Raw genomic sequence first — 22,719 nt, forward strand, 5'->3', positions numbered from 1 at the left:
GGTGCTGAACGAGCGCCCGGGCCATCGCGCGCCGCGCGTGCGCTTCGAGCAGGAGCTGGAGGATTTCCTGTCGGACGGCGCGGCCGAGGAAACGCTCGACGCCGTGATCGACTGGGGCCGTTACGGCGAGATTTTCTCGTACAACGACCAGACCGAAATCTTCAGTCTCGAGGACGTCGAGTCCTGATTCACCGAGCCGGGCCGCGCGGCCCGGCATCCGCATGCGCGGCACTCGTTATCGGGCGCCGCACATCGCATCGCTACTGCAAACTGCCCCAGCGGTCGACCGCCGGCTCGGCCGATGCCCACTTCCAGTGCGTGCCTTGCTGGCATGCATTCGCGAAATACCAGTCGGCCTTGTCGCCGTCCTGCACCGAGAACGCGAATTCCTTGCACAGCGCAAGCGCCGTCGAGTAGGCGCGCGTGACGCGCACCTCGCCTTCGCCGTTTTCCAGCGGCAGCGTGTTCTTCACCTTCCACGGCTTCATTTCGCCGACCGCCAGGCTGCCGACCGCCTTCGCGATCGCGTCCTGCTGGTTCTGATGGAGCTGCTTCATCGTGCGGTTGACGGCTTCGTCGGTTGCCGCCTGCACGGCAATGCCGACCCCGACGCCGACGGCCGGGTTCGCGGTGACGAGGCCCGTCGCCGCGCCGGCGAGCGCGCCGCTTGCCGCGCCGACCGACCCGCAGCCCGACAGCGCGGCGCTGGCCGCGCACAGCGCGCCGATCGCCGCGATACGGATCGCGACGCTCATTGAAGCGCGCCCCAGCGTTCGGTCGCTGGCTCCGCCGACGCCCATTTCCACACGGGACCGTCGCGGCAGATCGTGGCGACGTAGAACGTCGACTGTGCGGCCTTGTCGGCCTTCGCGGGCGTGTCCACCGCGAACACGATTTCCTTGCAGTCGAGCGGACCGATGCTGATCATCCGGCTGACCGTCACGCGGCCCTGTTCGTCGTCCTCGATCGGGAACGAATGGTGCGTCGACCACGGCGCGACGCCGCCGACGTCGAGCGGGCCGGCCGCCTTCGCGATCTGTTCCTGCGTGTAACGGTGTGCGACGCGCTGCGTGTACTGGACGCCCGCACGCGCGCCGGCGACGGCGCCGAGGCCGATGCCCGTCGCGGCGGCGGCATTGTTGGTGACCTTGGAGGCAATCGCGGCGCCCGCGATACCCGCGCCGGCGGTTGCGCCCTCGCTGTACAGCGAGTTGCAGCCGGACAGCAGTGCGGCCGTGGCGATTGCGGCCAGCACGATGCGCGCCGACATGGCTTGGCGCTGCGCTTCGAAACGAATGTTCATCCCTGAGTGCAAGTCCTGTCTGGGTGAGCGGCGACGCATGCGCGCCCCCTTGCCGCGCCATTGTTTCGCAATTGTCATAGGAAAACTGCAAAGCTTTGACAAATCGCCGGGCGGCGGCTCGCGCGCGTACGCGCGGCGGTATTGTCGGACAGATGGCGGGACAGGGGTCGAAACGTTACAAATTGAAGGTAATTGTTACCGTGGCGTGCGACGAAGCGACCTAGACTATTTAGTTATGGAATGTTTCTACGACGGCTCCGAGCCGCGCGCCATATGAGACACCCAGCCATGCGCCGTTCGAAACGGTTTTCTCCCCGGCCGCCCGATGCGGGCGCCGAGCGTCCGCGTCCGCAGACCGACGCGCCGGCCGCACCGCCTGCCGGCGCGCCCGACGAGACGCCGTCCGACGGCGATCACAACCAGGGCGGCGCACGCCCGGAAGGGCTCGACTATCAACGCGACCTCGGCCAGGAGCAGGACGCTTGATCCCGTCGCCGTTGCATTCCGCTGCCGCATTTCATTGCGCTCTTTGTTGCATCGCTCACATCTGAATCGCCGCGCGACTGCCTGCGGGCCGTCGCGTTCGCCTTGGCGCGCGCCGCGCGTCATCCAATCGAATCGAGGAGGGGAAGCCGCATGAGCAGATTGATCGTGGTATCGAACCGTGTCGCCGCCGGCGAGGACACGCGCCCGAGCGCAGGAGGCCTCGCGGTCGGCGTGATGGACGCGCTGAAGGAAACCGGCGGCATCTGGTTCGGCTGGAACGGCGAGATCGTCGGTACGCCCGACGCCGCACCCGCGATCCAGCGGGACGGCAACGTCACGTATGCGACGCTCGGGCTAACCCGGCGCGACTACGATCAGTACTACCGCGGCTTCTCGAACGCGACGCTGTGGCCGGTGTTCCACTACCGCAGCGATCTCGCGCGCTTCGACCGGCAGGAGTACGCGGGCTATCTGCGCGTGAACGCGATGCTTGCGAAGCAGCTCGCCGCGCTGCTGCTGCCCGACGACCTGATCTGGGTGCACGACTATCACCTGTTGCCGTTCGCGCATTGCCTGCGCGAACTCGGCGTGAAGAACCCGATCGGCTTCTTCCTGCACATTCCGTTTCCGTCGCCCGACATGCTGCGCGTCGTGCCGCCGCACGAGGAGCTCGTGAAGTTCATGTGCGCGTACGACATCGCGGGTTTCCAGACCGACGCCGACAAGCAGGCGTTCACCGACTACATCGAGCGGCGCGGGATCGGCGCGGCAAGCGACGACGGGATGCTGCATGCGCACGGGCGCGTCGTGAAGGTCGCCGCCTATCCGATCGGCGTGCATCCGGATGCGATCGCCGAGGCGGCCGTCCAGTACGGCTCGCGCAAGCCGGTGAAGATGCTGCGCGACGCGCTCGACGGCCGCAAGCTCGTGATGAGCGTCGACCGGCTCGACTATTCGAAGGGGCTCGTCGAACGCTTCCAGTCGTTCGAGCGGATGCTCGCCAACGCGCCGGGCTGGCAGGGGCGCGTGTCGCTCGTGCAGATCGCGCCGCCGACGCGCTCCGACGTGCAGACCTACCAGCGCATCCGCGAGACGCTCGAAGGGGAGGCCGGCCGCATCAACGGCCGTTTCTCGCAACTCGACTGGACGCCGATCCAGTACCTGAACCGCAAGTACGAGCGCAATCTGCTGATGGCGTTCTTCCGGATGTCGCAGGTCGGCTACGTGACGCCGTTGCGCGACGGGATGAATCTCGTCGCGAAGGAATACGTCGCGTCGCAGGACCCGGTCGATCCGGGCGTGCTCGTGCTGTCGGAGTTCGCGGGGGCGGCGGCCGAGCTGACCGGTGCGCTGCTCGTCAATCCGTACGACCTGTCGCAGATGGCCGACGCGCTCGAGCGCGCGTTGTCGATGCCGCTCGCCGAGCGGCAGGCGCGACACGAAGAGAATCTCGCGCGGCTGCGCGAGAACAACCTGTCGGTCTGGCGCGACACGTTCGTCGCCGACCTGCGCAGCGTCGCGGCGGCCGCGTCGGTCACGCAGCGTGCGGGCCGGCGGGCCGCGCATGTCTGAGCGCAGGGAGGAGGGCAGCGCGGCTCACGAAGCGGCCGCCCGCTTCTTCGTCGTCACGGGCGGCCCCGGCTCGGGCAAGAGCACGTTGCTCGATGCACTCGAGCGCAACGGCTTCGCGCGCTCGCACGAGGCCGGGCGCGGTGTGATCCGCGACCAGATGGCGATCGACGGCCCGGCGCTGCCGTGGCGCGACCGGGCCGCGTTCGCCGAGCAGATGCTGAACTGGGAGATGCGTTCGTACCATCTCGCGCGCTGCGCGCGCGGGCCCGTGTTCTTCGATCGCGGCGTGCCGGACGTGATCGGCTACCTGCGGCTCACGGGCCTCGCGGTGCCCGCGCACGCGGAGGCCGCGGCGCGGCGCTTCCGCTATCACCGGCGCGTGTTCATCGCGCCGCCGTGGCCCGAGATCTATGCGCAGGACACCGAGCGGCGGCAGGATTTCGAGGAAGCCGTGCGCACCTACGACGCGATGGTCGACTGCTATACGGCGTATGGCTATCGGCTGATCGAACTGCCGCGCGTGAGCGTGAAGGCGCGCGTGCGCTTCGTGATGGACGCGCTCGACGCCGCATGACCCGCGGACGCGGTGCGCGGCGGCGTCAGGTCGCCGTGTCGGGCCGCGGCGACGCGATGCGCAGCATGCTGACCACGGCGGCAACGGCCGCGAACACCGTGGCGACATAGAGTGCGATCGTCGGCCCGCGCTCGGGCGCCACGCCGAAAATCAGTGCGACGAGCGCGGCACCGAGCGTCTGGCCCGTCAGGCGTGCGGTGCTCAGCATCCCGCCCGCGCCGCCGCTGCGCTCGCGTGGCGCCGACGACAGCATCGCGCGGTTGTTCGGCGACTGGAACAGCCCGAAGCCCGCGCCGCACAGCGCCATCCGCCACACGATGTCGACCGTGCCCGGATGCGCGCCGATCGTCGCGAGCGACAGCAGCCCGGCCGCGAACAGCGCGAGCCCGATCCCGCCGAGAATGCCGGCCGAGTAGCGGTCCGACAGCACGCCGGCGAGCGGCGCGGCGAACACGATCACGAGCGGCCAGGGCGTCATGTAAAGGCCGGTTTCGACCTGCGAGAAGCCGAGCGAATTCTGCAGCCAGAACGGTAGCGCGACGAACGCGAGCATCTGCGACGTGAACGACGCGACCGACGTGCAGATCGACAGCGCGAACATCGGGATGCGCATCAGGTCGACCGGCAGCAGCGGCGCCGGCTGCGACAACTGCCGCTTCACGAAGAAGTAGCCGATGCCGAACGCGACCGCCAGCTCGGCCGCGACGTACGCGTGGCTTTCCCCGTGACCGAGCCCGTCGACGGCCATGATCAGCAGGCCGAACACGCAGGCGTTCATCAGCGCGCTCGGGAAATCGTATGGTGCGTCGTGCAGCGGGTTGGCCGGCAGCGCACGCAGGCTGCCGAACACCGCGGCGATGCCGATCGGCACGTTGACCGCGAACAGCCATGGCCACGACGCGAACGACAGGATCGCCGACGCGACCGTCGGACCGATCGCCGAGGACAGCGCGACCACCATCGCGTTGATCGACAGCCCGCGCCCGAGCATCGACGACGGATAGATCATCCGCACCAGCGCCGCGTTGACGCTCATGATGCCGGCCGCGCCGAACCCCTGGATCACGCGCATCACGGCAAGCGTCGGCAGCGAGCCGGCGAGCGCGCAGCCGAGCGACGCCGCGGTGAAGAGCGCCAGCCCCGCGATATAGATGCGGCGATAGCCGACGCGCTCGCCGAGCGACGCGAGCGGCAGCAGCGTGATCGTGACGGCAAGCTGGTACGCGTTGACGATCCAGATCGATGCGGCATCGGACGCGTGGAGGTCGCGCGCGATCGTCGGCAGCGCGACGTTCGCGATGGCGCCGTCGAGCACGGCGAGCGTGATGCCCAGTGCGACGCAGACGATCGCCCAGTAGCGTTGCGGAAGCGGCAGGCCGGTATCGGCGTTCATGACGGGAGCGAAAGCGTGGTTGTGCGCGCGCCCGGTTGCCGGTTGCGTGCGCAACCATGCTTGCGGGTGGAGGCAGCGGTGAACGGCCCGGCCGGCCTGGCGGCGCCGGAGCGGGACCGGTCGAGTGTATCACCGGGCCGCATTGCGCGACGCCGACGCGCCCGGCCGCCGGCCGGCGTGCGCATTCAGCCTTCGAAGTCGAGGCCGCCGAGCCGCACGAGCGGGTCGGCCTGCGTGCGCGACGCGAGATCGATGTCGCGCGCGCCCTGCCATGCGTTCAGCTTTCTCGGCAGCGCGCTCAGGTAGTGTTCGAATCGCGCGGGCCCGTCGGGCGCCATCAGCCGTTCGATCTCGTCGGTGTCCCAGGTCAGCTCGAGGTTCAGCGGATGCACGAAGCCGCTTACGTGCTCGTGCAGCGCGCTGCGGATCTGCACGCGCGTCGGTTGCCCGTGCCCGCCGTACGGGACGACGTCGGCCCGTACGTGATCGGCGAAGAAGGCGGCAATCGCCTGCGCAATGCGCGGCGCGAATTCGGTATCGAAACGGCGGGCGGTTTCGGGCTGCATGAAGGCGTCTCCTGTGTGCCGAAAATCGTAGCACGGCAGTGCCGCGTTCCGGTGCGAGCGATACCCGTAATGGCGCGTTACCACTTGCTGCATCTATTACGGCCGCGTGCCGCCACAATGCATCACATCCAGTACCACTTCGCGTGGGAGTCCATCATGAAAAAAATTGCCGCAGTCTGTGTCCTCGCCGGTTCGCTCGCCGTGGCCGGCCCGGCGTCCGCGCATGGCCACGACGGGGGCGCCGTCATCGGCGCGTTGATCGGCGGCGCGGTGCTCGGCGCGATCGTGACGTCCGCGATGAATCCGCCCGTCGCGTACCAGGCACCCGTGTATCAGGCGCCGGCCTATCAGCAGCCGACGTACTACCAGGCGCCCGCCTATCAGCAGCCGGCTTATCCGACCTACCAGCAGGCGCAGTACCAGGACGACGGCCCGAACTATTGCTACGACCGCTATCAGCGCCCGTATGTGTGCGGTGCGCCCGTGTCGGGTGGCTATGCGCAGCCGGCCGGCTGGTAAGCGGGCGAGTGACCGGGCTCGGCGCCGCGTGATCGGCGCCGATTGAGTCGCCGGTTCGCAGGATGACAAAAGGAAAGGCCCTCGCGTGATGCGAGGGCCTTTCCTTTCTGCGGCAACGGTTTTTTGCGCGTCAAACAGCGGTCGAACGAGGCCGCGTGCGGATACAAACGGTTGCAATTGGATCCGCGGGATCAGTGGCGATGACCACCGTCGCCATGGCCGCGCCCGCCGCCGCCTTCGTTCCAGTCACCGCGGCGTCCGCCGCCACGCCCCCAGCCGCCGTGGTCACCGCGATCGCCGCGATCCCAGCGACGGTAGTCGCGGTGTCCGCGATCCCAGTCGCGCCCGCCGCCGCCGCCCCAGATATTGACCGTGCCGTAGACGGGGGCCGCCCCGTAGGCCGGTCCGTACGCGTAGCCGGGATCGGAATAGTAGGGTTGTCCGTAGCCGTATCCGGCGTCCGGCCCGACGACGCAGCCGGCGAGCAGCGTGGCGACGCCGGCGGCGGCAATGAGCTTCAGCATGATGTTCTCCATTGGTTCCCCTATAAATACCGCGCGCGGGAATTGCCGGCTGTATGCAATTGTGTCGTCAAATTACAGCTTCGTAAGGTGTTGCGGCGAAAGTGTTAGCATCCGGGGCCTATTTTGTTTATCAGGAGCACATCGATGAAATTCGCGATCCGGGCCGTCCTGGCCGCCTTTTGCGTGACGACCGCCGCCGCTTGCGCGGCCGGCCCCGCATCGGCGCCCGCCGTGCCGGCCGAATCGATCAAGATGTTCCCGCAACCGGCGGCCGGCCAGCAGCGCGCGGTGATCGCGCTGCCTGCGCTCGAGAACGAAGGCGATGCGCGCGTCGAGCTGATGATCGGCAAGACGCTGCAGACCGACTGCAACCAGCAATGGTTCGGCGGCGAGCTGACCGCCGAGGACGTGAAGGGCTGGGGTTATACGTACTATCGGCTGACCGACGTGAAGGGGCCTGCGTCGACGTTGATGGCCTGCCCGGGCCAGGCGCCGCAACAGCGGTTCGTGCAGGTACGTGGCGACGGCCAACTGCTGCGCTACAACAGCCGCCTGCCGCTCGTCGTGTATGTGCCGGACGGTTTCGACGTGCGCTACCGCGTGTGGCATGCGTCGAAGGACGTGCAGCACGCAGTGACGAAGTAAGGCACACCGACGTGGCCATGCGGGGGCGCTCGCCGCCGCACGGCTGCGCGCTGTTTCGCGGGTTTCTTTTCAGGGCCGACGGTTATCCTTCACTCGCGCCCGCGCGCCGGCCATGCGGCTAGCGCGGCTTGTGTGACCGCCTCCAGATCGCGATGGCTCGCACCGTCGCGCACCTGAATCAACATCCCCTGTTGCACCGTCACGTAGTAGTTCTCGATCGCGTCGTGTGCGCTGCCGGCCTGTTCGACGCCGCCCCGGATCTCGCGGCCCTCCGTTTCCCGGTAGTGCTCGACTGCCTGCCGGAACAACGCTTCCTTGCTGCCGAACGCCGTGTACAGGCTCGGCGACGCAATGCCCATCGCGGCCGTCAGGTCCGTCATCGGCGTACCCTCGTAGCCGAGACGCCAGAACACCTCCATCGCGCGATCCAGTGCCGCTTCCTTGTCAGGATGAAGGTTCGGAATTCTACGCAATCTTCAGTATGGATTCGTCGCTAGCCGGTCGGGTGCGATCGCGTGTCGCATACCGTCACGATGGCGCGGTGATGAATGGGAGAGAGGGTAACGAACGGTTTGATGGGCGGGGCGGGGAATTCATTTACAAAGTGATCAAGCGTACTTACGATGACGCCAAGGCATTGATGAAGCGGGGCGTGCTGATGCCGCGTAGCGACGGCTATCCGTATCGGCAGGAGTACATCCCCGGTCACGGCAAGTTCATGGTCTATCGCGTGCTGCCGTCCATCTTCACGCTTGAGCTGTGAAATGCACCGCCGCCGTCCGGGAGGGCGGTGGCGGGCATTCCTTTGCGCGGCATATTTCTCCCGCGCGTCAAAGTTACTTTGAGCGATACGCGCCAGACGGAACCGGGCGGGCGGCTGCCGCGAATCTTGCCTCCAACGTAACAATCTGGGCCGGTTTATCTCCAGTATCTCCAGCGTTCTCCAAATTGTTTGGAGACACACGAAGCCTTACCCCATAAGGCTTTGCGGCCGATTCAGGCGTTTATCTCCAAATCTCCAACTTGTTTTGCACTGAGCGGACAGGCGTCGACCGTCTTAGTCGACCGCGAAGCCAGGCGGGGCGTGGCTCTCCGGGATTCGAAGGGCATCGACAACGTGTTTTTGAGGGGGGTGTCTGAGATGTGCGTCGATCAGGCATTGTTGCGCCGGCCGCAAGTGTCGGAGCGGCCGGAAAGCGGGGGACCCTGCGTCTAGGGCAAAGACGCGGGGGCTCACACCCGCGTCTTTTCTCTACTGACGGCAACCATAGGGGGGCACATAATAATAAGGGGCCAAAGCATTCGATCGCCCAATCCCTAGACTCTTTCCGATTTACTGGTGGGAAACGCACGGAAGGGGTCATCACCATGCAGGGAAGATCGAGACGGAACGCCGCCCGTGCTCTGGTCCGGGCCGAGCGAGCTTTTGGTCACTGCGAACTTCGGGGAAGCACAATACGGTCGTCCGCGTTCGGCTAGCAGCGGTCGACCAACTTGTGGCGTAGGATTGCCAGCGATCGCGCTGCTCTATACCAAACTACGGGGGGAGTCGTCATGATCGAACTGCTTGAGCCTTTCTCTCGCCAAATGGCGGGAGACCTTCTTTCAGTCTTTCCGAACTGGAGGAGCCATTTTTCTATTGTCGCCAGCGCGGGAGAGAACTTCTTCAACGTTCAGGTGCCGGCACTCGCAGCATCGAAAGGCGGCCCCTTAGAGGTTTCTTCTTTATACAACGAGGAGGTGACGGTTTTCTACGCGACAACCCATCGCCATTTTTTCTCCGTGCTGGGCAATGCGGACGAGGCTGGTGGTGCAGTCGACTTCATCCGGAAGATACTTGACGAGCAACTTGCCGTGGTCTCATACATTTGTACCGGCGACTCAACAATACGCGATGGGGTTTTTTCAAGCAGCGCGGTTCCGGTGGACAAAATTCCACGCGCAAACTACGAGTACTACTACACCACGTCGATGCGCGTGCGCTCTTGGAAGGGCACTTACGACGCCGACTTCGCCGCTCCGTACGTCAGAGACAAGCCAGCGGGCTAGGATTGGCATGGGTCAAAACAATTCCTAATTTGCTTCGTGTCGGTAAGCGACAGGCCCCCAGAGATCTGCGGGCGGGCGCAGTAAGTGCCTGCTCCCATCCTTGGCAGTGACTGTGGTGGGCAAAGTCGCGAGGACGACGGTGGCCGCTAACGGGCTGACGCGACGCGGATGACCTCTGCCCCTGCCTTGAGGCGGTCGAGATGATCGCCCCACGCCTGCATCATCCGTCTGCGCTCCGGCAGGTATTCAGCGTGGACATAGGCGGCAGTCACTTGATTGCGTTCGGCGTGTGCCATCTGGCGCTCCACAACGTCCCGGCCGAAGCCGAGTTCACGTAGAGCTGTAGCCGCCAGTCCGCGAAAGCCGTGCCCGGTCATCCGCGACTTGTAGCCCATGCGATAGAGCGCGTAGAGCATGGTGTTGTTCGAAATGTGGCTCCGGCCTTGCACGCTATAGAACACGAATCGATGCTGGCCGTTGAGCGCGCGGAGCTGGGCGAGCACGTCGAGCGCTTGTCGCGATAGCGGCACGATGTGCGGGTCGCGCATCTTCATGCGCTCCGGCGGTACGCGCCATTCTGCGGCGGCTTCGTCAAACTCCGACCATTCCGCACGGATCATTTCCGTTGTCCGCACGAAGGTCAGCGCCATCAGGCGGAGCGCGAGCCGGGTGACTAGGTCGCCTTGGTAAGCGTCGATGTCTCGCATGAGCTGCGGAATCTCCGTCGCCTTGACGCGGGCCATGTGCTGCACGCCGGGACCCTTCTTCAAGACCGTCTGCGCATCGATGTCGGCCGCCGGATTCCTGGAGCATCGCCCGGTCATGATCCCGTACTGGAAGACGGCGCGAGAGCGCTGGAGGATCCGCTTCGCCGTCTCACGCACGCCGCGTGCCTCGACCTCGCGCACGATGCTGAGCATCTGTGGCGAGTCGATCTCCGCGATCGGGCGAGGGCCGATCTTCGGGAACACGTCGACCTCCAGCGAATTCAGCACCTTCTCCGCGTAGCCGTCGCTCCAGCCCGGACGCTGCGAGTCGTACCACTCGCGCGCTACCGCTTCGAACGAGTTTGCCGCCGCGATTTCGGCGGCCCGTTTCGCATCCTTCTTCGCTTCGCCTGGATCGATGCCGGTCGCGATCTGCTCGCGTGCCTCGTCGCGCTTCTTCCGTGCCGTCGCGAGCGTGACGGCCGGATAGACGCCGAGGGCGAGCGTCTTCTGCTTGCCAAGGAAGCGGTATGAGAAGCGCCAGTACTTCGCGCCGTTCGGTTGGACGAGCAAGAACATTCCGTTGCCGTCCGTGAGTTTGTACGGGGCCGCGCTGGCCTTCGCGTTCCGTACCTGCACGTCAGTGAGAGGCATTGTTGGTATCTGTGTTGTTGGTATCGGCTGATACCAACAAAAATACCAACACTTTCTCCGGCTGTCACTGAGCAACCTTGGGTAACGATGTGAGCTAGAGGTCCGCCAGACGGGCCTAAGCGGGCGATTTCTTGTGAATCTTGGGGATGGTTTGGGGCTTGGCTGGTCCCCCCGACAGGAATCGAACCTGTATCTAGCGCTTAGGAGGCGCTTGTTCTATCCATTGAACTACGGGGAGAGCCATGTCCGCGATATCGCGCGCAAATGACGCGACCGGGACGGCGATGTGGACAGCGCGCAGAGTATAGCAAACGCGCGGCGCATCGGCGGACGGAATGCGTGCCGACGCGCCGTGCGCGTGCTCAGTCGTGTCCGGAAACCGGAATCAGAAATCGACGACGACGAAATCTTCCTTGCCCACGTCGCACAGCGGGCAGCGCCAGTCGGCGGGAATATCGGCGAAACGGGTGCCGGCGGGGATGCCCTCGTCGGGCAGGCCTTCCGCTTCGTTGTAGACCCACCCGCAAATCAGGCAGACCCAGCTCTGGTATTCGATTACTTCGCTCATGTGGCGCTCGGGATGATGAAAGTCGGCGATGCCGTCCGCGGCCCGGCCGACGGACGAAAGGCGCAATGGTACCGTAATTTCGCCGAACGTCAGCGCAACGTCGTTTTAAACGTACGCATCGAGAACAACGACTGTCATCGCGCGGGCCGGGCACGCAGTGTATCCTGCGTGAGCCTTTCAATCTGAAGGAGGAAACGATGGTCAACAAGAAATGGATCGCGGGTGCGGTATGTGTCGCGGCACTGGCCGTGTCGACGCTCGCGCGTGCCGAGGCGCGCGTGTTCTTCGTCGAGCCGAAGGACGGCGCGACGGTGTCGAGCCCCGTGCACGTGAAGTTCGGCCTTGAAGGGATGGAACTCAAGCCGGCTGGCGACATGACGGCGGACACGGGCCACCATCACCTGCTGATCGACGGCAAGCCGGTGCCGAAGGGCGACGTGATCCCTGCCACCGACCATTCGCTGCACTTCGGCAAGGCCCAGACCGAAACCGACGTGAAGCTGCCGCCCGGCCAGCACACGCTGACGCTGCAGCTCGGCGACGGCGCGCACCGCTCGTACGGTCCCGGGCTGAGCTCGACGATCACGGTCAACGTGAAGTAGTCGCTCCTCCCGCATGCGGGCGCCCGGCCGGGAAGTTGCGGCCGGATGCCTGCCGCCCCGGCGCTCTGCAACGCCGAAGCGCGCCATGCCGGCCCCGTCCGCCGGGTGCGCCGACATGCCGCCCCAGCACAAAAAGAACCGCCCATCGGCATAGTCCGTCCGGCCATCCCGGCGCAGGTGTCCGCCACCGGTACAATGGGCGCTTCCGATTTCTCTCTTCGCCGTCTCCCCATGTCGCTTTATTCCATTACCGGCGCGCAACTCGCGTTCGGTCACGTCGCGTTGCTCGATCACGCGGATTTCTCGCTGGAGGCCGGTGAACGCGTCGGCCTGATCGGTCGCAACGGCGCGGGCAAGTCGTCGCTGCTGAAGATCGTCGCCGGTCTTGCCAGGCCCGACGACGGGCTGATTACGCGCCAGCAGGAGCTCGTGACCGTCTACGTGCCGCAGGAGCCCGAATTCGAACCCGGCGCGACCGTGTTCGATGCCGTGGCGTCGGGGCTCACGCATACGCGCGAAGTGCTCGAAGAATACGATTCGATCGCGCACCGCCTCGCGGAGACCCCCGAAGGTGCCGAGCACGACGCGCTGCTCGCGCGGATGAACGCGCTGCAGTCGTCGCTCGACGCGCACGATGCGTGGAACTGGCGCACGCGCGTGTCGATGACGCTCGCGCAGATCGGCCTGACGGACGGCGATGCACAAGTCGACGCGCTGTCGGGCGGGATGCAGAAGCGCGTCGCATTGGCGCGTGCACTGGTGCTGCAGCCCGACGTGCTGCTGCTCGACGAACCGACCAACCACCTCGACTTCGACGGCATCCGCTGGCTGGAAGAGCTGCTGGTCGCGCAGCGCGCGGGCCTCTTGTTCATCACCCACGATCGCGCGTTCCTCGACCGTGTCGCGACGCGCATCGTCGAGCTCGATCGCGGCCGGCTGCTGTCGTATCCGGGCAATTTCTCGGCCTACCAGACGCGCAAGGCGCAGCAGCTCGAAATCGAGCGCGTGGAAAACGAGAAGTTCGACAAGCTGCTCGCGCAGGAAGAGGTGTGGATCCGCAAGGGCGTCGAAGCGCGCCGCACGCGCAGCGTCGGCCGCATCGCGCGGCTCGTGCAGATGCGCAACGATCGCGCGGAGCGCCGCAATTCGCAGGGCAACGTGAAGCTCGACGTCGCGCAGGGCGAGAAGTCGGGCAAGATCGTCGCGGAACTGACGGACGTGACGAAGCGCTACGGCGATCGCACGGTCGTCGACACCTTCTCGACGACGGTCATGCGCGGCGACAAGATCGGTTTCGTCGGCCCGAACGGCGCCGGCAAGACCACGCTGCTCAAGCTGATCCTCGGCGAACTGAAGCCCGACACGGGCACGGTGCGTACCGGCACGAACCTGCAGGTCGCGTATTTCGACCAGATGCGCGCGCAGCTCGACCAGGAAAAGAGCCTGGCCGACACCATCAGCCCCGGTAGCGAATGGGTCGAGATCGGCGGCGTGCGCAAGCACGTGATGAGCTATCTCGGCGACTTCCTGTTCGCGCCGGAGCGCGCCCGCTCGCCGGTGAAGTCGCTGTCGGGCGGCGAGCGCAACCGGCTGCTGCTCGCGCGCCTGTTCGCGCGTCCGGCCAACGTGCTGGTGCTCGACGAGCCGACCAACGACCTCGACATCCCGACGCTGGAACTGCTCGAAGAGCTGCTGGCCGACTACGACGGCACGGTGCTGCTCGTCAGCCACGATCGCGCGTTCCTCGACAACGTCGTGACGTCGGTGATCGCGGCCGAGGGCGACGGCAAGTGGCGCGAATACGTCGGCGGTTTCACCGACTGGCAGATCCAGAGCGAGCGTTCGCAGCAGCTCGCCCAGCAGGAAGCGGCGAAGCGCGCGGTGAAGGAAGCGGCGCCGGTCAAGGAAGATGCGGCGAAAAGCGCGGCCGGCCGCAACGCGCAGCGCACGGTGAAGCTGTCGTTCAACGAGCAGCGCGAACTCGATGCGCTGCCGGAGAAGATCGCGGCGCTCGAGGAAGAACAGAAGACGATCAACGCGCGGCTCGAGGACGGCTCGATCTTCGCGAAGGATCCGCAGGAAGGCACGCGCCTGACCGAGCGGTTCGCTGCGATCGACGACGAACTCCTTGCCGCGCTCGAGCGGTGGGAGACGCTCGAGGCGAAGCGCAAGCCGGTCTGACGCAACGCGCGCCGCGGGCCGCACCGCGGCGCCGTGCAACGATCTTGCAATGGCACGCCACGCGGAACCAGTAAAATACCGCGCGTCCCGGGTCGCGCAGCGCACGCCGCGCGCCCGCATTCGGAGCAGTCCAAGCACACCGTTGTTTCGATTCGCTTTTTTACGGAACTCAACGTTTTGTCCATGACGTTATCCACACGAGGTGTGGACAACGTCCCGATGAATGACGAAATTCAGCGCCTATGTCAACGAAGAAGCCCAGCGCGGCCTATAGCGAAGCATCGATCAAGGTGCTCAAGGGCCTCGAGCCGGTCAAGCAGCGGCCCGGCATGTACACCCGTACCGAAAATCCGCTGCACATCATCCAGGAAGTCATCGACAACGCGTCGGACGAGGCGCTCGGCGGCTACGGCAGGCAGATCACGGTCACGCTGCACGCCGACCAGTCGGTGTCGGTCGAGGACGACGGCCGCGGCATCCCGTTCGGCATGCATCCCGAGGAAGGCGTGCCGGTCGTCGAGATCGTGTTCACGCGCCTGCACGCGGGCGGCAAGTTCGACAAGGCCGCCGGCGGCGCGTACACGTTCTCGGGCGGCCTGCACGGCGTCGGCGTGTCGGTGACGAACGCACTCGCGACGCGTCTCGACGTGACGGTGTGGCGCGACGGCAAGATCGCCGAACTCGGCTTTGCCGACGGCGATGTCGTGAAGCCGCTCGCAACGCAAGGCGCGGGCCGCGGCGAGAAGAAGTCGGGCACGCGCGTACAGGTGTGGCCGAATCCGAAGTACTTCGATTCGCCGAACCTGCCGTTCGGCGAGCTGCAGCGCCTGCTGCGCTCGAAGGCCGTGCTGCTGCCGGGCGTCGAGGTCGTGCTCGTCAACGAGAAGACCGGCGAGCGCCAGGCGTGGAAGTACGAGGACGGCCTGCGCGGCTACCTGCTCGACGAGATGAACGGCAGCGAGCTGCTGATCCCGCTGTTCGAAGGCGAGCGCTTTGCCGATGCGCGCTCGACCGACGAAACCTTCGCCGAGGGCGAGGGCGCGTCGTGGGTCGTCGCATGGAGCGAGGAAGGTTCGCTCGTGCGCGAGTCGTACGTGAACCTGATCCCGACGCCGGCCGGCGGCACGCACGAGTCGGGCCTGCGCGACGGTCTCTACCAGGCGGTGAAAAGCTTCGTCGAACTGCACAACCTGCAGCCGAAGGGCGTGAAGCTGCTCGCGGAAGACGTATTCGCGCGCGTGTCGTTCGTGCTGTCCGCGAAGGTGCTCGATCCGCAGTTCCAGGGGCAGATCAAGGAGCGCCTGAACAGCCGCGACGCGGTGAAGCTGGTGTCGTCGTTCTCGCGTCCGGCGCTCGAGCTGTGGCTGAACCAGCACGTCGAGCACGGCAAGAAGCTCGCCGAACTCGTGATCAAGCAGGCGCAGGCGCGCACGCGCGCGGGCCAGAAGGTCGAGAAGCGCAAGAGTTCGGGCGTCGCGGTGCTGCCCGGCAAGCTGACCGATTGCGAGACGGAAGACATCGCGCGCAACGAACTGTTCCTCGTCGAGGGCGACTCGGCTGGCGGTTCCGCGAAGATGGGCCGCGACAAGGAATACCAGGCGATCCTGCCGCTGCGCGGCAAGGTGCTGAACACGTGGGAAACCGAGCGCGACCGCCTGTTCGCGAACAACGAGGTGCACGACATCTCGGTCGCGATCGGCGTCGATCCGCACAGCCCGGACGACAGCGTCGACCTGTCGAACCTGCGCTACGGCAAGATCTGCATCCTGTCGGACGCGGACGTCGACGGCTCGCACATCCAGGTGCTGCTGCTCACGCTGTTCTTCAAGCATTTCCCGCAGCTGATCGAGCGCGGTCACGTGCATGTCGCGCGGCCGCCGCTGTTCCGCGTCGACGCACCGGCGCGCGGCAAGAAGCCCGCGCAGAAGCTCTATGCGCTCGACGAAGGCGAACTCGAGGCGACCCTCGACAAGCTGCGCAAGGACGGCGTGCGTGAAACGCAATGGAGCATCAGCCGCTTCAAGGGTCTCGGCGAAATGAGCGCGGAGCAGCTGTGGGACACGACGATGAACCCCGACACGCGCCGCCTGATGCCGGTGAAGCTCGGCGAGCTCGACTACGAGGCGACCGTCGCGCGGATGACGATGCTGATGGGCAAGGGCGAGGCAGCCGCGCGACGCGGCTGGCTCGAGGAAAAGGGCAACGACGTCGAAGCGGACATTTAGTGCAGTGTTCGACGCCAATCGGCACTGATGCGCTGCGCCTTCGCGCCCGTGGCGGTGTCGCAAATCCTCGCGATGCCGGCTGGCATCGCTGCGGTTTGCTTCTTGCCACGAACGCGAATCCGCTGGCGCATCAGCACCGCTTGGCATCGAACACGACACCGCCTCCGCGCGGCCGGGCCTGACGCCCGGCCCGGCCTCATGCCAGTTACGAATACGGAATTCAGATGGACGACAATACTTCCGATCTCTTTGCCGGGTCCGACGCACCGGACGCCGATGCGCTGACACTCGGCAACTACGCGGAGCAGGCGTACCTCAGCTACGCCGTCAGCGTCGTGAAAAGCCGCGCGCTGCCCGATGTCTGCGACGGCCAGAAGCCGGTGCAGCGCCGGATCCTGTTCGCGATGAACGAAATGGGCCTCGGCCCGGACGCGAAGCCGGTGAAATCGGCGCGCGTGGTGGGCGACGTGCTCGGTAAATACCACCCGCACGGCGACCAGTCGGCGTACGACGCGCTCGTGCGTCTCGCGCAGGACTTCTCGCTGCGCTATCCACTGATCGACGGTCAGGGCAACTTCGGCTCGCGCGACGGCGACGGCGCGGCGGCGATGCGATACACCGAAGCGCGGCTCACGCCGATCTCGAAGCTGCTGCTCGACGAGATCGACCAGGGCACGGTCGATTTCATGCCGAACTACGACGGCTCGTTCGAGGAACCGAAGACGCTGCCGAGCCGCATGCCGTTCGTGCTGCTGAACGGCGCATCGGGCATCGCGGTCGGCCTCGCCACGGAAATCCCGTCGCACAACCTGCGCGAGGTCGCGGCGGCGGCGGTCGCGCTGATCCGCAATCCGAAGCTCACGCACGCGGAGCTGATGAACCTGATCCCCGGCCCGGACTTCCCGGGCGGCGGCCAGATCATCTCGAGCGACACCGAGATCGCGGCGGCCTATGAAACCGGCCGCGGCAGCCTGAAGGTGCGCGCGAAATGGAAGATCGAGGATCTCGCGCGCGGGCAGTGGCAGCTCGTCGTCACCGAGCTGCCGCCGAGCACGTCGGGCCAGAAGGTGCTCGAGGAAATCGAGGAGCTGACCAACCCGAAGCTCAAGCTCGGCAAGAAGACGCTCACGCCCGAGCAGCTCAACACGAAGAAGGCGATGCTCGACCTGCTCGACGCGGTGCGCGACGAGTCGGGCAAGGAAGCGGCGGTGCGGCTCGTGTTCGAGCCGAAGTCGCGCACGATCGACCAGACGGAATTCGTGAACACGCTGCTCGCGTACACGAGCCTCGAGTCGAACGCGACGCTGAACCTCGTGATGATCGGCGCCGACGGGCGGCCGGGCCAGAAGGGCCTGCTGACGATCCTCGACGAATGGGTGAAGTTCCGCCAGCTGACGATGACGCGCCGGTGCCGCCATCGTCTCGCAAAGGTGGACGACCGCATCCATATCCTCGAAGGGCGGATGATCGTCTTCCTGAACATCGACGAGGTGATCCGCATCATCCGCGAGGCGGACGAGCCGAAGGCCGCGCTGATGAGCGCGTTCGGCCTCACCGACCGCCAGGCGGAAGACATCCTCGAAATCCGCCTGCGTCAGCTCGCGCGGCTCGAGAAGATCAAGATCGAGAAGGAGCTCGAGGCGCTGCGCGACGAAAAGGCGAAGCTCGAGGAGCTGCTCGCGAACGAAAGCGCGATGAAGCGGCTGATGATCAAGGAGATCGAGGCCGACGCGAAGCAGTACGGCGACGATCGCCGCACGCTGATCCAGCAGGAAAAGCGCGCGACGTTCGAGGCGAAGGTGGTCGACGAGCCGGTGACGGTCGTCGTGTCGCAGAAGGGCTGGGTGCGTGCGCTGAAGGGCCACGGGCTCGACCCGGCGGGCTTCTCGTTCAAGGCCGGCGACAACCTGTACGCGGCGTTCCAGTGCCGCACGCCCGATCGCCTGATCGCGTGGGGCAGCAGCGGCCGCGTGTACTCGGTCGACGTGTCGGTGCTGCCGGGCGGGCGCGGCGACGGCGTGCCGGTGACGTCGCTGATCGAGCTCGAATCGGGCTCGCACCTGATGCACTACTACGCGGCGCCGGCCGACCAGCAACTGCTGCTCGCGTCGAGCAACGGCTTCGGCTTCCTCGCGAAGGTCGGCGACATGGTGAGCCGCGTGAAGGCCGGCAAGTCGTTCATGACGATCGATGCGGGCGCGGTGCCGCTCGCGCCGATGCCCGTGCTGCCGAACGCGACGCAGGTCGCGTGTCTGTCGAGCGGCGGCCGGCTGCTGGTGTTCGGGATGGACGAGATGAAGACGCTGTCCGGCGGCGGCCGCGGCGTGATCCTGATGGCGCTCGACGACAAGGAAACGCTCGTGCAGGCGCTCGCGATCGACCCGGCAGGCGTCGTGCTGAGCGGCACCGGGCGCGGCGGCAAGGCGCAGGACGAAACGCTGTCGTACGCGGGGCTCGCGCCGCACGTCGGCAAGCGCGCACGCAAGGGCCGTGCGCCGGAGACGAAGCTGAAGGTCGTCAACGAGATGCGTCCGCTGCTCGGCTGACGCCGCATCCGGTCGCCCGGGCGACCGGCACCGCAGGCCGCACCCCCGCTTCGGCGGGCGTGCGGCCTGTTCTTTTGGGGCGACGTATTCAGGTAAGCGAGAGTGGCGCCGTCATGCGGAACTTGCAAAATATTGTGAAATGCCGCCTCGGGTTCGAACCGAGCGGCGGCCCGCCGGTCGAACGTCGCTCGAGACCGCGCGTGACGCGGCTGTTCGTTGCACTCAACTCATAACAGGATTGCCGCCATGTCCCACGCTGTTGCCGTCGCGCTGTTTCTTCATCTGCTGGCCGTCGCCGTGTGGGTGGGCGGGATGGTCTTCGCGAACTTCTGCCTGCGCCCGGCGCTGTCCGACCTGACGCCGCAGCTTCGGCTGCCGCTGATCGAGGGCGTGTTCGGCCGCTTCTTCAACTGGGTGTCGGGATCGGTGATCGTGATCCTGCTGTCCGGCGGGTTCCTGCTGATGGAATTCGGCGGCGCGCATGCGACGTGGTCGCTGCATGCGATGGCAGGCCTCGGTGTCGTGATGATGCTGATCTTCGGGCATATCCGCTTCGCGCTGTTCCCGCGCATCCGTCGCGCGGTGCAGGCGCAGAACTGGCCCGATGGCGCGCGCGCGGTGAATGCGGTGCGCCTGCTCGTCCTCGTCAACCTCGTGCTCGGCGTCGTGACGATCGGCGCGGCCGTGTTGTCGCGCGGCTTCTGATCTTCGACCCTGCGGTGTCGCCCGGCGCTCGCCGCCGGCGCGGTGCCGCGTGCCGCTACGCGGCCAGCATCGCATCGAGCAGCCACGCGCCGGCCGGGCCGAGCGGCCGGTTGCGCGACCAGACCGCATCGACCCGCACGCGGCGCGGCCAGCCGCGCGAGCGCAGCTCGCACAGGCGATCGCGCGCGAAGTGCTCGACCATCCAGCGCGGCAGCTCGGCCCAGCCGAATCCCAGCACCGCCATCTCCAGTAGCATCAGGTAGCTTGGCGCGAGCCAGCGCCGCGTGCCGACGACGATCCGGTCGTCGGCGCCGCGATCCTCCGGTTTCACGTACGTGTTGAGGCGCAGTTCGCGCGCGTCGCGTAGCACCGCATGCGGCACGTCGGCGTCGCCGTAGGCCGCCAGCGCGTGCGTGCGCCCGACGAACAGGCCGATCTCCGACTCCTCCGCCACCGTCGCCGCGCCGATATCGGGCGGGTAGACGGCGCGCGCGGCCATCAGCCCGAGCTGGGCGCGGCCCTGCTGGATCAGGTCGAGCACGTCCTCGTGCTCGGCGATCTGGCATTCGAGCTCGAGCGCCGGAAAGCGCCGCTCGAGCGCCATCAAGGTGTCCTCGTAACGCTTCGACTGGTACGTATCGGACACGACGAGCGTCAGCCGCGCTTCCTCGCCCTGCGCGAGCCGCGCGGCGGTGCGGTCGATCGCCGCGCCGGCCTCCAGCGCGCGCTGCACCTGCGGCAGCAGCGCGCGGCCGGCATCGGTCAGCGTCGGCGTGCGCGTCGAGCGGTCGAACAACTGCACGCCGAGATCGATTTCGAGGTTCGCGATCGCTTCGGACACCGTCGACTGGCGCTTGCCGAGCTTGCGCGCGGCGGCTGTAAACGAGCCGAGCAGCGCGGCTTCGGCGAAGGCGAGCAGGGCTTCCGGGGCGTGGCGCATGCGGCGGGTCTCACGACGTTATATCGGTAAAACCGATGGTATCAAACTGGATTCGTACGGTCATGCCGATCAAAATCGCGGACATGAGCTAGCAAACGCATTGGAGGGAATCATGAAACAGACGAACAAGACGGTAACGGAACGCCTCGTTCACGCGCTGACGTTCGAACTGGTGGCGATCGCGCTGTGCGCGCCGATCGGCGCATGGCTGCTCGACATGCCGGTGTCGCACGTCGGCGTGCTGACGGTGATGGTGTCGCTGATCGCGATGGCCTGGAACATGACGTTCAACACGCTGTTCGACCGCTTCGAGCGGCGGGTGGGCCTCACGCGCACGCTCGGGATGCGGATCGCGCACGCGGTCGCGTTCGAGCTCGGCCTCGTCGCGATGGTGGTGCCGGTCGCCGCATGGTGGCTGGACGTGAGCCTCGTCGAGGCGCTGCTGCTCGACCTCGGCATCGTGCTGTTCTTCCTGCCTTACACGTTCTGCTTCAACCTCGCGTACGACGCGCTGCGGGCGCGCTGGATCGCACGACGCGTCGCGGTGCAGGCAGGCTGAGCGCCATACGGCCGGCGCGGCGGGGGTGGTGAAGGCGGGGATGACCGCGGCCGGCCGTCAGTGCGCGACGGCCCATAGCCACACGCCGCACGCGACCGCGACCGCGCCGTAGACGGCATACACGGGCACCTTGAAGCGCGCGAAGCACAGCGTGGCAAAGGCGCCCGTGAACCAATAGACGGGATCGGCCGGTTCGCGATGCAGGATCTTCACGACGGCGACGACGAGAAAGCCCGTTGTCGCCGCGCGCAGCAGGCGCATCCCGTGCTCGAAGCGCGAATGGCGCTTGAGCCGGAGCAGGTGGTTGTGCGCGAACACGACGAGGCATCCCGACGGAATGAACAGGGCGGCGGTCGCGAGCAGCGCGCCGATCCAGCCGTCGGTCAGGTAGCCGAGAAACGGCACGACGTTCAGCAGCGGGCCGGGCGACACCGGCGACAACGCGAACGCAAGCGTGAAGTCGTGATCGGTGATGCCGGTGCCCGGCGACACGAACAGCGTCTTGAGCACGGGCAGCGCGGAGAAGCCGCCGCCGAACAGCGTCATGCCGGCGCCGGCGAGTCGTGGCCACAGGAGCGTCATCTGGTAGTCGCCGGACAGCGGCAGCGCGAACAGCGCGACGAGAATCGCCAGCAGCACGAGCAGGTTGCGGTCACGCCTGGACAGCGTGAAATCGACCGCGTCGTCTTGCGGCGGCCCGGTGAGCCAGCCGGCTGCAAACGCTGCGAACAGAATCCCGACGAAAGCGGCCGGACTATGCGCGAAGGCGAGCAGAATCGTCGACAGCGCGGCAATCACCTGTTCGAGCCGCGTGCGCACGAGCGTGCGCAACTGCTTGAGCCACGTGACGCCGATCAGCGCGGCGAGCACCATCCCGAAGTGATTGATCAGCATCGGCGCGGCGAGCGAGCGCACGATCGGCGTGCGGTAGAAGATCGCGAACAGCGTCATCAGCACGGAGAAGGGCAGCACGCTCGCGATGCCTGCGACCCATGCGCCGGCGCGGCCGTGCAGCGTCTGGCCGACCTGCACCGCGACATTGCAGCCGACGGGGCCGGGCACGAGCCATGCGAGTGCGACGAGATCGGCGAACACGTGCGGCTCGATGCGCTGCAACCGGTCGACGTAATGGCGTTCGAGCTGCGCCATCATCGATAGCCCGCCCCACGAGATGGCGGAAATGCCGGCGATGACCTTGAACAAGGTCCACAGGGATGCCTGTGCCTGTTCGACACGTTCGGCCGCTTCGACTTCGACGGTGGTCATGATTGTGCTGTTGGTGCTGGGCCTGGTCTCGCGCATAGGAACATGCCGGCGGCCCGCCGACACGATAGCCCTCCGGATTGTCCGCCGCGCATCGTGACACTGCCATGCGCGAAAACGCTAGTAAACGAACTAAAC

The 22,719-nt window shown here is 66.5% G+C and carries 25 protein-coding genes and 1 tRNA gene; 15 read left to right on the forward strand and 11 right to left on the reverse strand.

Going from position 1 to position 22,719, the window contains the following annotated elements; translation table 11 throughout:
* Nucleotides 1-187, forward strand: a 187-nt coding sequence (locus DIE15_RS18225) for an AAA-associated domain-containing protein (protein WP_185643106.1), incomplete at its 5' end; no start/stop codon positions are given.
* A gap of 73 nt (nucleotides 188-260) precedes the next feature.
* On the opposite strand, the gene DIE15_RS18230 is transcribed toward DIE15_RS18225, so the two are convergent.
* On the reverse strand, nucleotides 261-755 hold the full coding sequence (locus DIE15_RS18230) for a hypothetical protein (protein WP_057929049.1): 495 nt from the start codon (nucleotides 753-755) through the stop codon (nucleotides 261-263).
* Nucleotides 752-1,303, reverse strand: a complete 552-nt coding sequence (locus DIE15_RS18235) for a hypothetical protein (protein WP_124834009.1) — start codon at nucleotides 1,301-1,303, stop codon at nucleotides 752-754. The genes DIE15_RS18230 and DIE15_RS18235 overlap by 4 nt, the downstream gene beginning before the upstream one ends.
* 288 nt (nucleotides 1,304-1,591) lie before the next feature.
* On the opposite strand from DIE15_RS18235, the gene DIE15_RS18240 reads away from it, so the two are divergent.
* From DIE15_RS18240 to DIE15_RS18250, 3 genes are all read left to right on the forward strand, one after another.
* Entirely contained in the window at nucleotides 1,592-1,789 is a 198-nt protein-coding gene (locus DIE15_RS18240; protein ID WP_057929040.1) for a hypothetical protein, read from the forward strand.
* A 150-nt stretch (nucleotides 1,790-1,939) separates the two neighbouring features.
* A complete protein-coding gene (gene otsA / locus DIE15_RS18245; protein ID WP_124834010.1) occupies nucleotides 1,940-3,361 on the forward strand; it encodes an alpha,alpha-trehalose-phosphate synthase (UDP-forming) in 1,422 nt (473 codons plus the stop codon).
* Nucleotides 3,354-3,935, forward strand: coding sequence for an AAA family ATPase (locus DIE15_RS18250; RefSeq protein ID WP_124834011.1), 582 nt, complete (start codon nucleotides 3,354-3,356; stop codon nucleotides 3,933-3,935). The genes otsA and DIE15_RS18250 overlap by 8 nt, the downstream gene beginning before the upstream one ends.
* Nucleotides 3,936-3,960: 25 nt before the next feature.
* Here the strand turns inward: DIE15_RS18250 and DIE15_RS18255 are convergent, their stop codons facing one another.
* Both DIE15_RS18255 and DIE15_RS18260 read right to left on the reverse strand, forming a co-directional pair.
* The gene (locus tag DIE15_RS18255; protein WP_057929038.1) at nucleotides 3,961-5,328 is read right to left on the reverse strand and encodes an MFS transporter; all 1,368 of its coding nucleotides are present in this window, start codon (nucleotides 5,326-5,328) and stop codon (nucleotides 3,961-3,963) included.
* Nucleotides 5,329-5,513: 185 nt separating this feature from the next.
* A complete protein-coding gene (locus DIE15_RS18260; protein WP_057929037.1) occupies nucleotides 5,514-5,894 on the reverse strand; it encodes a DUF5594 family protein in 381 nt (126 codons plus the stop codon).
* Nucleotides 5,895-6,011: 117 nt separating this feature from the next.
* On the opposite strand from DIE15_RS18260, the gene DIE15_RS18265 reads away from it, so the two are divergent.
* The gene (locus DIE15_RS18265) at nucleotides 6,012-6,413 is read left to right on the forward strand and encodes a hypothetical protein (protein WP_124834012.1); all 402 of its coding nucleotides are present in this window, start codon (nucleotides 6,012-6,014) and stop codon (nucleotides 6,411-6,413) included.
* 191 nt (nucleotides 6,414-6,604) lie between these two features.
* Here DIE15_RS18265 and DIE15_RS18270 read toward each other — a convergent pair whose 3' ends face one another.
* Nucleotides 6,605-6,937, reverse strand: a complete 333-nt coding sequence (locus tag DIE15_RS18270; protein ID WP_057929047.1) for a hypothetical protein — start codon at nucleotides 6,935-6,937, stop codon at nucleotides 6,605-6,607.
* Between the two features lie 144 nt (nucleotides 6,938-7,081).
* On the opposite strand from DIE15_RS18270, the gene eco reads away from it, so the two are divergent.
* Nucleotides 7,082-7,582 carry a serine protease inhibitor ecotin gene (gene eco, locus DIE15_RS18275; protein WP_057929035.1) on the forward strand — a complete coding sequence of 167 codons (501 nt, stop codon included), beginning with the start codon at nucleotides 7,082-7,084 and terminating at the stop codon, nucleotides 7,580-7,582.
* 89 nt (nucleotides 7,583-7,671) lie between these two features.
* Here the strand turns inward: eco and DIE15_RS18280 are convergent, their stop codons facing one another.
* Nucleotides 7,672-8,001 (reverse strand): TetR/AcrR family transcriptional regulator, encoded by a 330-nt coding sequence (locus DIE15_RS18280; protein WP_124834068.1) that lies wholly within the window; start codon nucleotides 7,999-8,001, stop codon nucleotides 7,672-7,674.
* Between the two features lie 185 nt (nucleotides 8,002-8,186).
* Here DIE15_RS18280 and DIE15_RS18285 point away from each other — a divergent pair, with 185 nt between their 5' ends.
* Both DIE15_RS18285 and DIE15_RS18295 read left to right on the forward strand, forming a co-directional pair.
* A complete protein-coding gene (locus tag DIE15_RS18285; RefSeq protein ID WP_260428286.1) occupies nucleotides 8,187-8,345 on the forward strand; it encodes a hypothetical protein in 159 nt (52 codons plus the stop codon).
* A gap of 791 nt (nucleotides 8,346-9,136) precedes the next feature.
* Entirely contained in the window at nucleotides 9,137-9,631 is a 495-nt protein-coding gene (locus DIE15_RS18295) for a hypothetical protein (protein ID WP_124834014.1), read from the forward strand.
* Nucleotides 9,632-9,777: 146 nt separating this feature from the next.
* Here DIE15_RS18295 and DIE15_RS18300 read toward each other — a convergent pair whose 3' ends face one another.
* The 3 genes from DIE15_RS18300 to DIE15_RS18310 form a co-directional block, all read right to left on the reverse strand.
* Nucleotides 9,778-10,992 (reverse strand): phage integrase central domain-containing protein, encoded by a 1,215-nt coding sequence (locus tag DIE15_RS18300; RefSeq protein WP_124834015.1) that lies wholly within the window; start codon nucleotides 10,990-10,992, stop codon nucleotides 9,778-9,780.
* 163 nt (nucleotides 10,993-11,155) lie between these two features.
* Nucleotides 11,156-11,230: transfer RNA gene (locus tag DIE15_RS18305), tRNA-Arg, on the reverse strand.
* 147 nt (nucleotides 11,231-11,377) lie between these two features.
* On the reverse strand, nucleotides 11,378-11,560 hold the full coding sequence (locus DIE15_RS18310; protein WP_012364402.1) for a rubredoxin: 183 nt from the start codon (nucleotides 11,558-11,560) through the stop codon (nucleotides 11,378-11,380).
* 12 nt (nucleotides 11,561-11,572) lie between these two features.
* Here DIE15_RS18310 and DIE15_RS37040 point away from each other — a divergent pair, with 12 nt between their 5' ends.
* From DIE15_RS37040 to DIE15_RS18340, 6 genes are all read left to right on the forward strand, one after another.
* Entirely contained in the window at nucleotides 11,573-11,746 is a 174-nt protein-coding gene (locus DIE15_RS37040) for a hypothetical protein (protein WP_162840576.1), read from the forward strand.
* A gap of 11 nt (nucleotides 11,747-11,757) precedes the next feature.
* A complete protein-coding gene (locus DIE15_RS18315; RefSeq protein ID WP_057929030.1) occupies nucleotides 11,758-12,162 on the forward strand; it encodes a DUF4399 domain-containing protein in 405 nt (134 codons plus the stop codon).
* 195 nt (nucleotides 12,163-12,357) lie between these two features.
* A complete protein-coding gene (locus tag DIE15_RS18325) occupies nucleotides 12,358-14,343 on the forward strand; it encodes an ATP-binding cassette domain-containing protein (protein WP_175827224.1) in 1,986 nt (661 codons plus the stop codon).
* A 242-nt stretch (nucleotides 14,344-14,585) separates the two neighbouring features.
* On the forward strand, nucleotides 14,586-16,568 hold the full coding sequence (locus DIE15_RS18330) for a DNA topoisomerase IV subunit B (protein WP_124834017.1): 1,983 nt from the start codon (nucleotides 14,586-14,588) through the stop codon (nucleotides 16,566-16,568).
* 224 nt (nucleotides 16,569-16,792) lie between these two features.
* Nucleotides 16,793-19,114 (forward strand): DNA topoisomerase IV subunit A, encoded by a 2,322-nt coding sequence (gene parC, locus DIE15_RS18335; protein ID WP_057929027.1) that lies wholly within the window; start codon nucleotides 16,793-16,795, stop codon nucleotides 19,112-19,114.
* 246 nt (nucleotides 19,115-19,360) lie between these two features.
* Nucleotides 19,361-19,819, forward strand: coding sequence for a CopD family protein (locus tag DIE15_RS18340; RefSeq protein WP_124834018.1), 459 nt, complete (start codon nucleotides 19,361-19,363; stop codon nucleotides 19,817-19,819).
* Between the two features lie 55 nt (nucleotides 19,820-19,874).
* Here DIE15_RS18340 and DIE15_RS18345 read toward each other — a convergent pair whose 3' ends face one another.
* Nucleotides 19,875-20,759 (reverse strand): LysR family transcriptional regulator, encoded by an 885-nt coding sequence (locus DIE15_RS18345; RefSeq protein ID WP_124834019.1) that lies wholly within the window; start codon nucleotides 20,757-20,759, stop codon nucleotides 19,875-19,877.
* 112 nt (nucleotides 20,760-20,871) lie between these two features.
* Between DIE15_RS18345 and DIE15_RS18350 the strand changes: the two genes are divergently transcribed.
* Entirely contained in the window at nucleotides 20,872-21,318 is a 447-nt protein-coding gene (locus DIE15_RS18350; protein WP_057929025.1) for a multidrug/biocide efflux PACE transporter, read from the forward strand.
* Nucleotides 21,319-21,375: 57 nt separating this feature from the next.
* Here the strand turns inward: DIE15_RS18350 and DIE15_RS18355 are convergent, their stop codons facing one another.
* A complete protein-coding gene (locus tag DIE15_RS18355) occupies nucleotides 21,376-22,584 on the reverse strand; it encodes a chromate transporter (RefSeq protein ID WP_057929044.1) in 1,209 nt (402 codons plus the stop codon).
* Between the last annotated feature and the right edge of the window lie 135 nt (nucleotides 22,585-22,719).

This window comes from Burkholderia sp. Bp9031, assembly GCF_003857965.1.
Lineage (GTDB): Bacteria > Pseudomonadota > Gammaproteobacteria > Burkholderiales > Burkholderiaceae > Burkholderia > Burkholderia ambifaria_A.

What these genes read in the sequence shown, in the direction of transcription:
- DIE15_RS18230 (WP_057929049.1), bottom strand. Translation starts at nt 755, where the DNA reads ATGAGCGTCGCGATCCGTATCGCGGCGATCGGCGCGCTGTGCGCGGCC.
- DIE15_RS18235 (WP_124834009.1), bottom strand. Translation starts at nt 1,303, where the DNA reads ATGAACATTCGTTTCGAAGCGCAGCGCCAAGCCATGTCGGCGCGCATC.
- DIE15_RS18240 (WP_057929040.1), top strand. Translation starts at nt 1,592, where the DNA reads ATGCGCCGTTCGAAACGGTTTTCTCCCCGGCCGCCCGATGCGGGCGCC.
- otsA (WP_124834010.1), top strand. Translation starts at nt 1,940, where the DNA reads ATGAGCAGATTGATCGTGGTATCGAACCGTGTCGCCGCCGGCGAGGAC.
- DIE15_RS18250 (WP_124834011.1), top strand. Translation starts at nt 3,354, where the DNA reads ATGTCTGAGCGCAGGGAGGAGGGCAGCGCGGCTCACGAAGCGGCCGCC.
- DIE15_RS18255 (WP_057929038.1), bottom strand. Translation starts at nt 5,328, where the DNA reads ATGAACGCCGATACCGGCCTGCCGCTTCCGCAACGCTACTGGGCGATC.
- DIE15_RS18260 (WP_057929037.1), bottom strand. Translation starts at nt 5,894, where the DNA reads ATGCAGCCCGAAACCGCCCGCCGTTTCGATACCGAATTCGCGCCGCGC.
- DIE15_RS18265 (WP_124834012.1), top strand. Translation starts at nt 6,012, where the DNA reads ATGCATCACATCCAGTACCACTTCGCGTGGGAGTCCATCATGAAAAAA.
- DIE15_RS18270 (WP_057929047.1), bottom strand. Translation starts at nt 6,937, where the DNA reads ATGCTGAAGCTCATTGCCGCCGCCGGCGTCGCCACGCTGCTCGCCGGC.
- eco (WP_057929035.1), top strand. Translation starts at nt 7,082, where the DNA reads ATGAAATTCGCGATCCGGGCCGTCCTGGCCGCCTTTTGCGTGACGACC.
- DIE15_RS18280 (WP_124834068.1), bottom strand. Translation starts at nt 8,001, where the DNA reads ATGGAGGTGTTCTGGCGTCTCGGCTACGAGGGTACGCCGATGACGGAC.
- DIE15_RS18295 (WP_124834014.1), top strand. Translation starts at nt 9,137, where the DNA reads ATGATCGAACTGCTTGAGCCTTTCTCTCGCCAAATGGCGGGAGACCTT.
- DIE15_RS18300 (WP_124834015.1), bottom strand. Translation starts at nt 10,992, where the DNA reads ATGCCTCTCACTGACGTGCAGGTACGGAACGCGAAGGCCAGCGCGGCC.
- DIE15_RS18310 (WP_012364402.1), bottom strand. Translation starts at nt 11,560, where the DNA reads ATGAGCGAAGTAATCGAATACCAGAGCTGGGTCTGCCTGATTTGCGGG.
- DIE15_RS37040 (WP_162840576.1), top strand. Translation starts at nt 11,573, where the DNA reads ATGATGAAAGTCGGCGATGCCGTCCGCGGCCCGGCCGACGGACGAAAG.
- DIE15_RS18315 (WP_057929030.1), top strand. Translation starts at nt 11,758, where the DNA reads ATGGTCAACAAGAAATGGATCGCGGGTGCGGTATGTGTCGCGGCACTG.
- DIE15_RS18325 (WP_175827224.1), top strand. Translation starts at nt 12,358, where the DNA reads ATGGGCGCTTCCGATTTCTCTCTTCGCCGTCTCCCCATGTCGCTTTAT.
- DIE15_RS18330 (WP_124834017.1), top strand. Translation starts at nt 14,586, where the DNA reads ATGTCAACGAAGAAGCCCAGCGCGGCCTATAGCGAAGCATCGATCAAG.
- parC (WP_057929027.1), top strand. Translation starts at nt 16,793, where the DNA reads ATGGACGACAATACTTCCGATCTCTTTGCCGGGTCCGACGCACCGGAC.
- DIE15_RS18340 (WP_124834018.1), top strand. Translation starts at nt 19,361, where the DNA reads ATGTCCCACGCTGTTGCCGTCGCGCTGTTTCTTCATCTGCTGGCCGTC.
- DIE15_RS18345 (WP_124834019.1), bottom strand. Translation starts at nt 20,759, where the DNA reads ATGCGCCACGCCCCGGAAGCCCTGCTCGCCTTCGCCGAAGCCGCGCTG.
- DIE15_RS18350 (WP_057929025.1), top strand. Translation starts at nt 20,872, where the DNA reads ATGAAACAGACGAACAAGACGGTAACGGAACGCCTCGTTCACGCGCTG.
- DIE15_RS18355 (WP_057929044.1), bottom strand. Translation starts at nt 22,584, where the DNA reads ATGACCACCGTCGAAGTCGAAGCGGCCGAACGTGTCGAACAGGCACAG.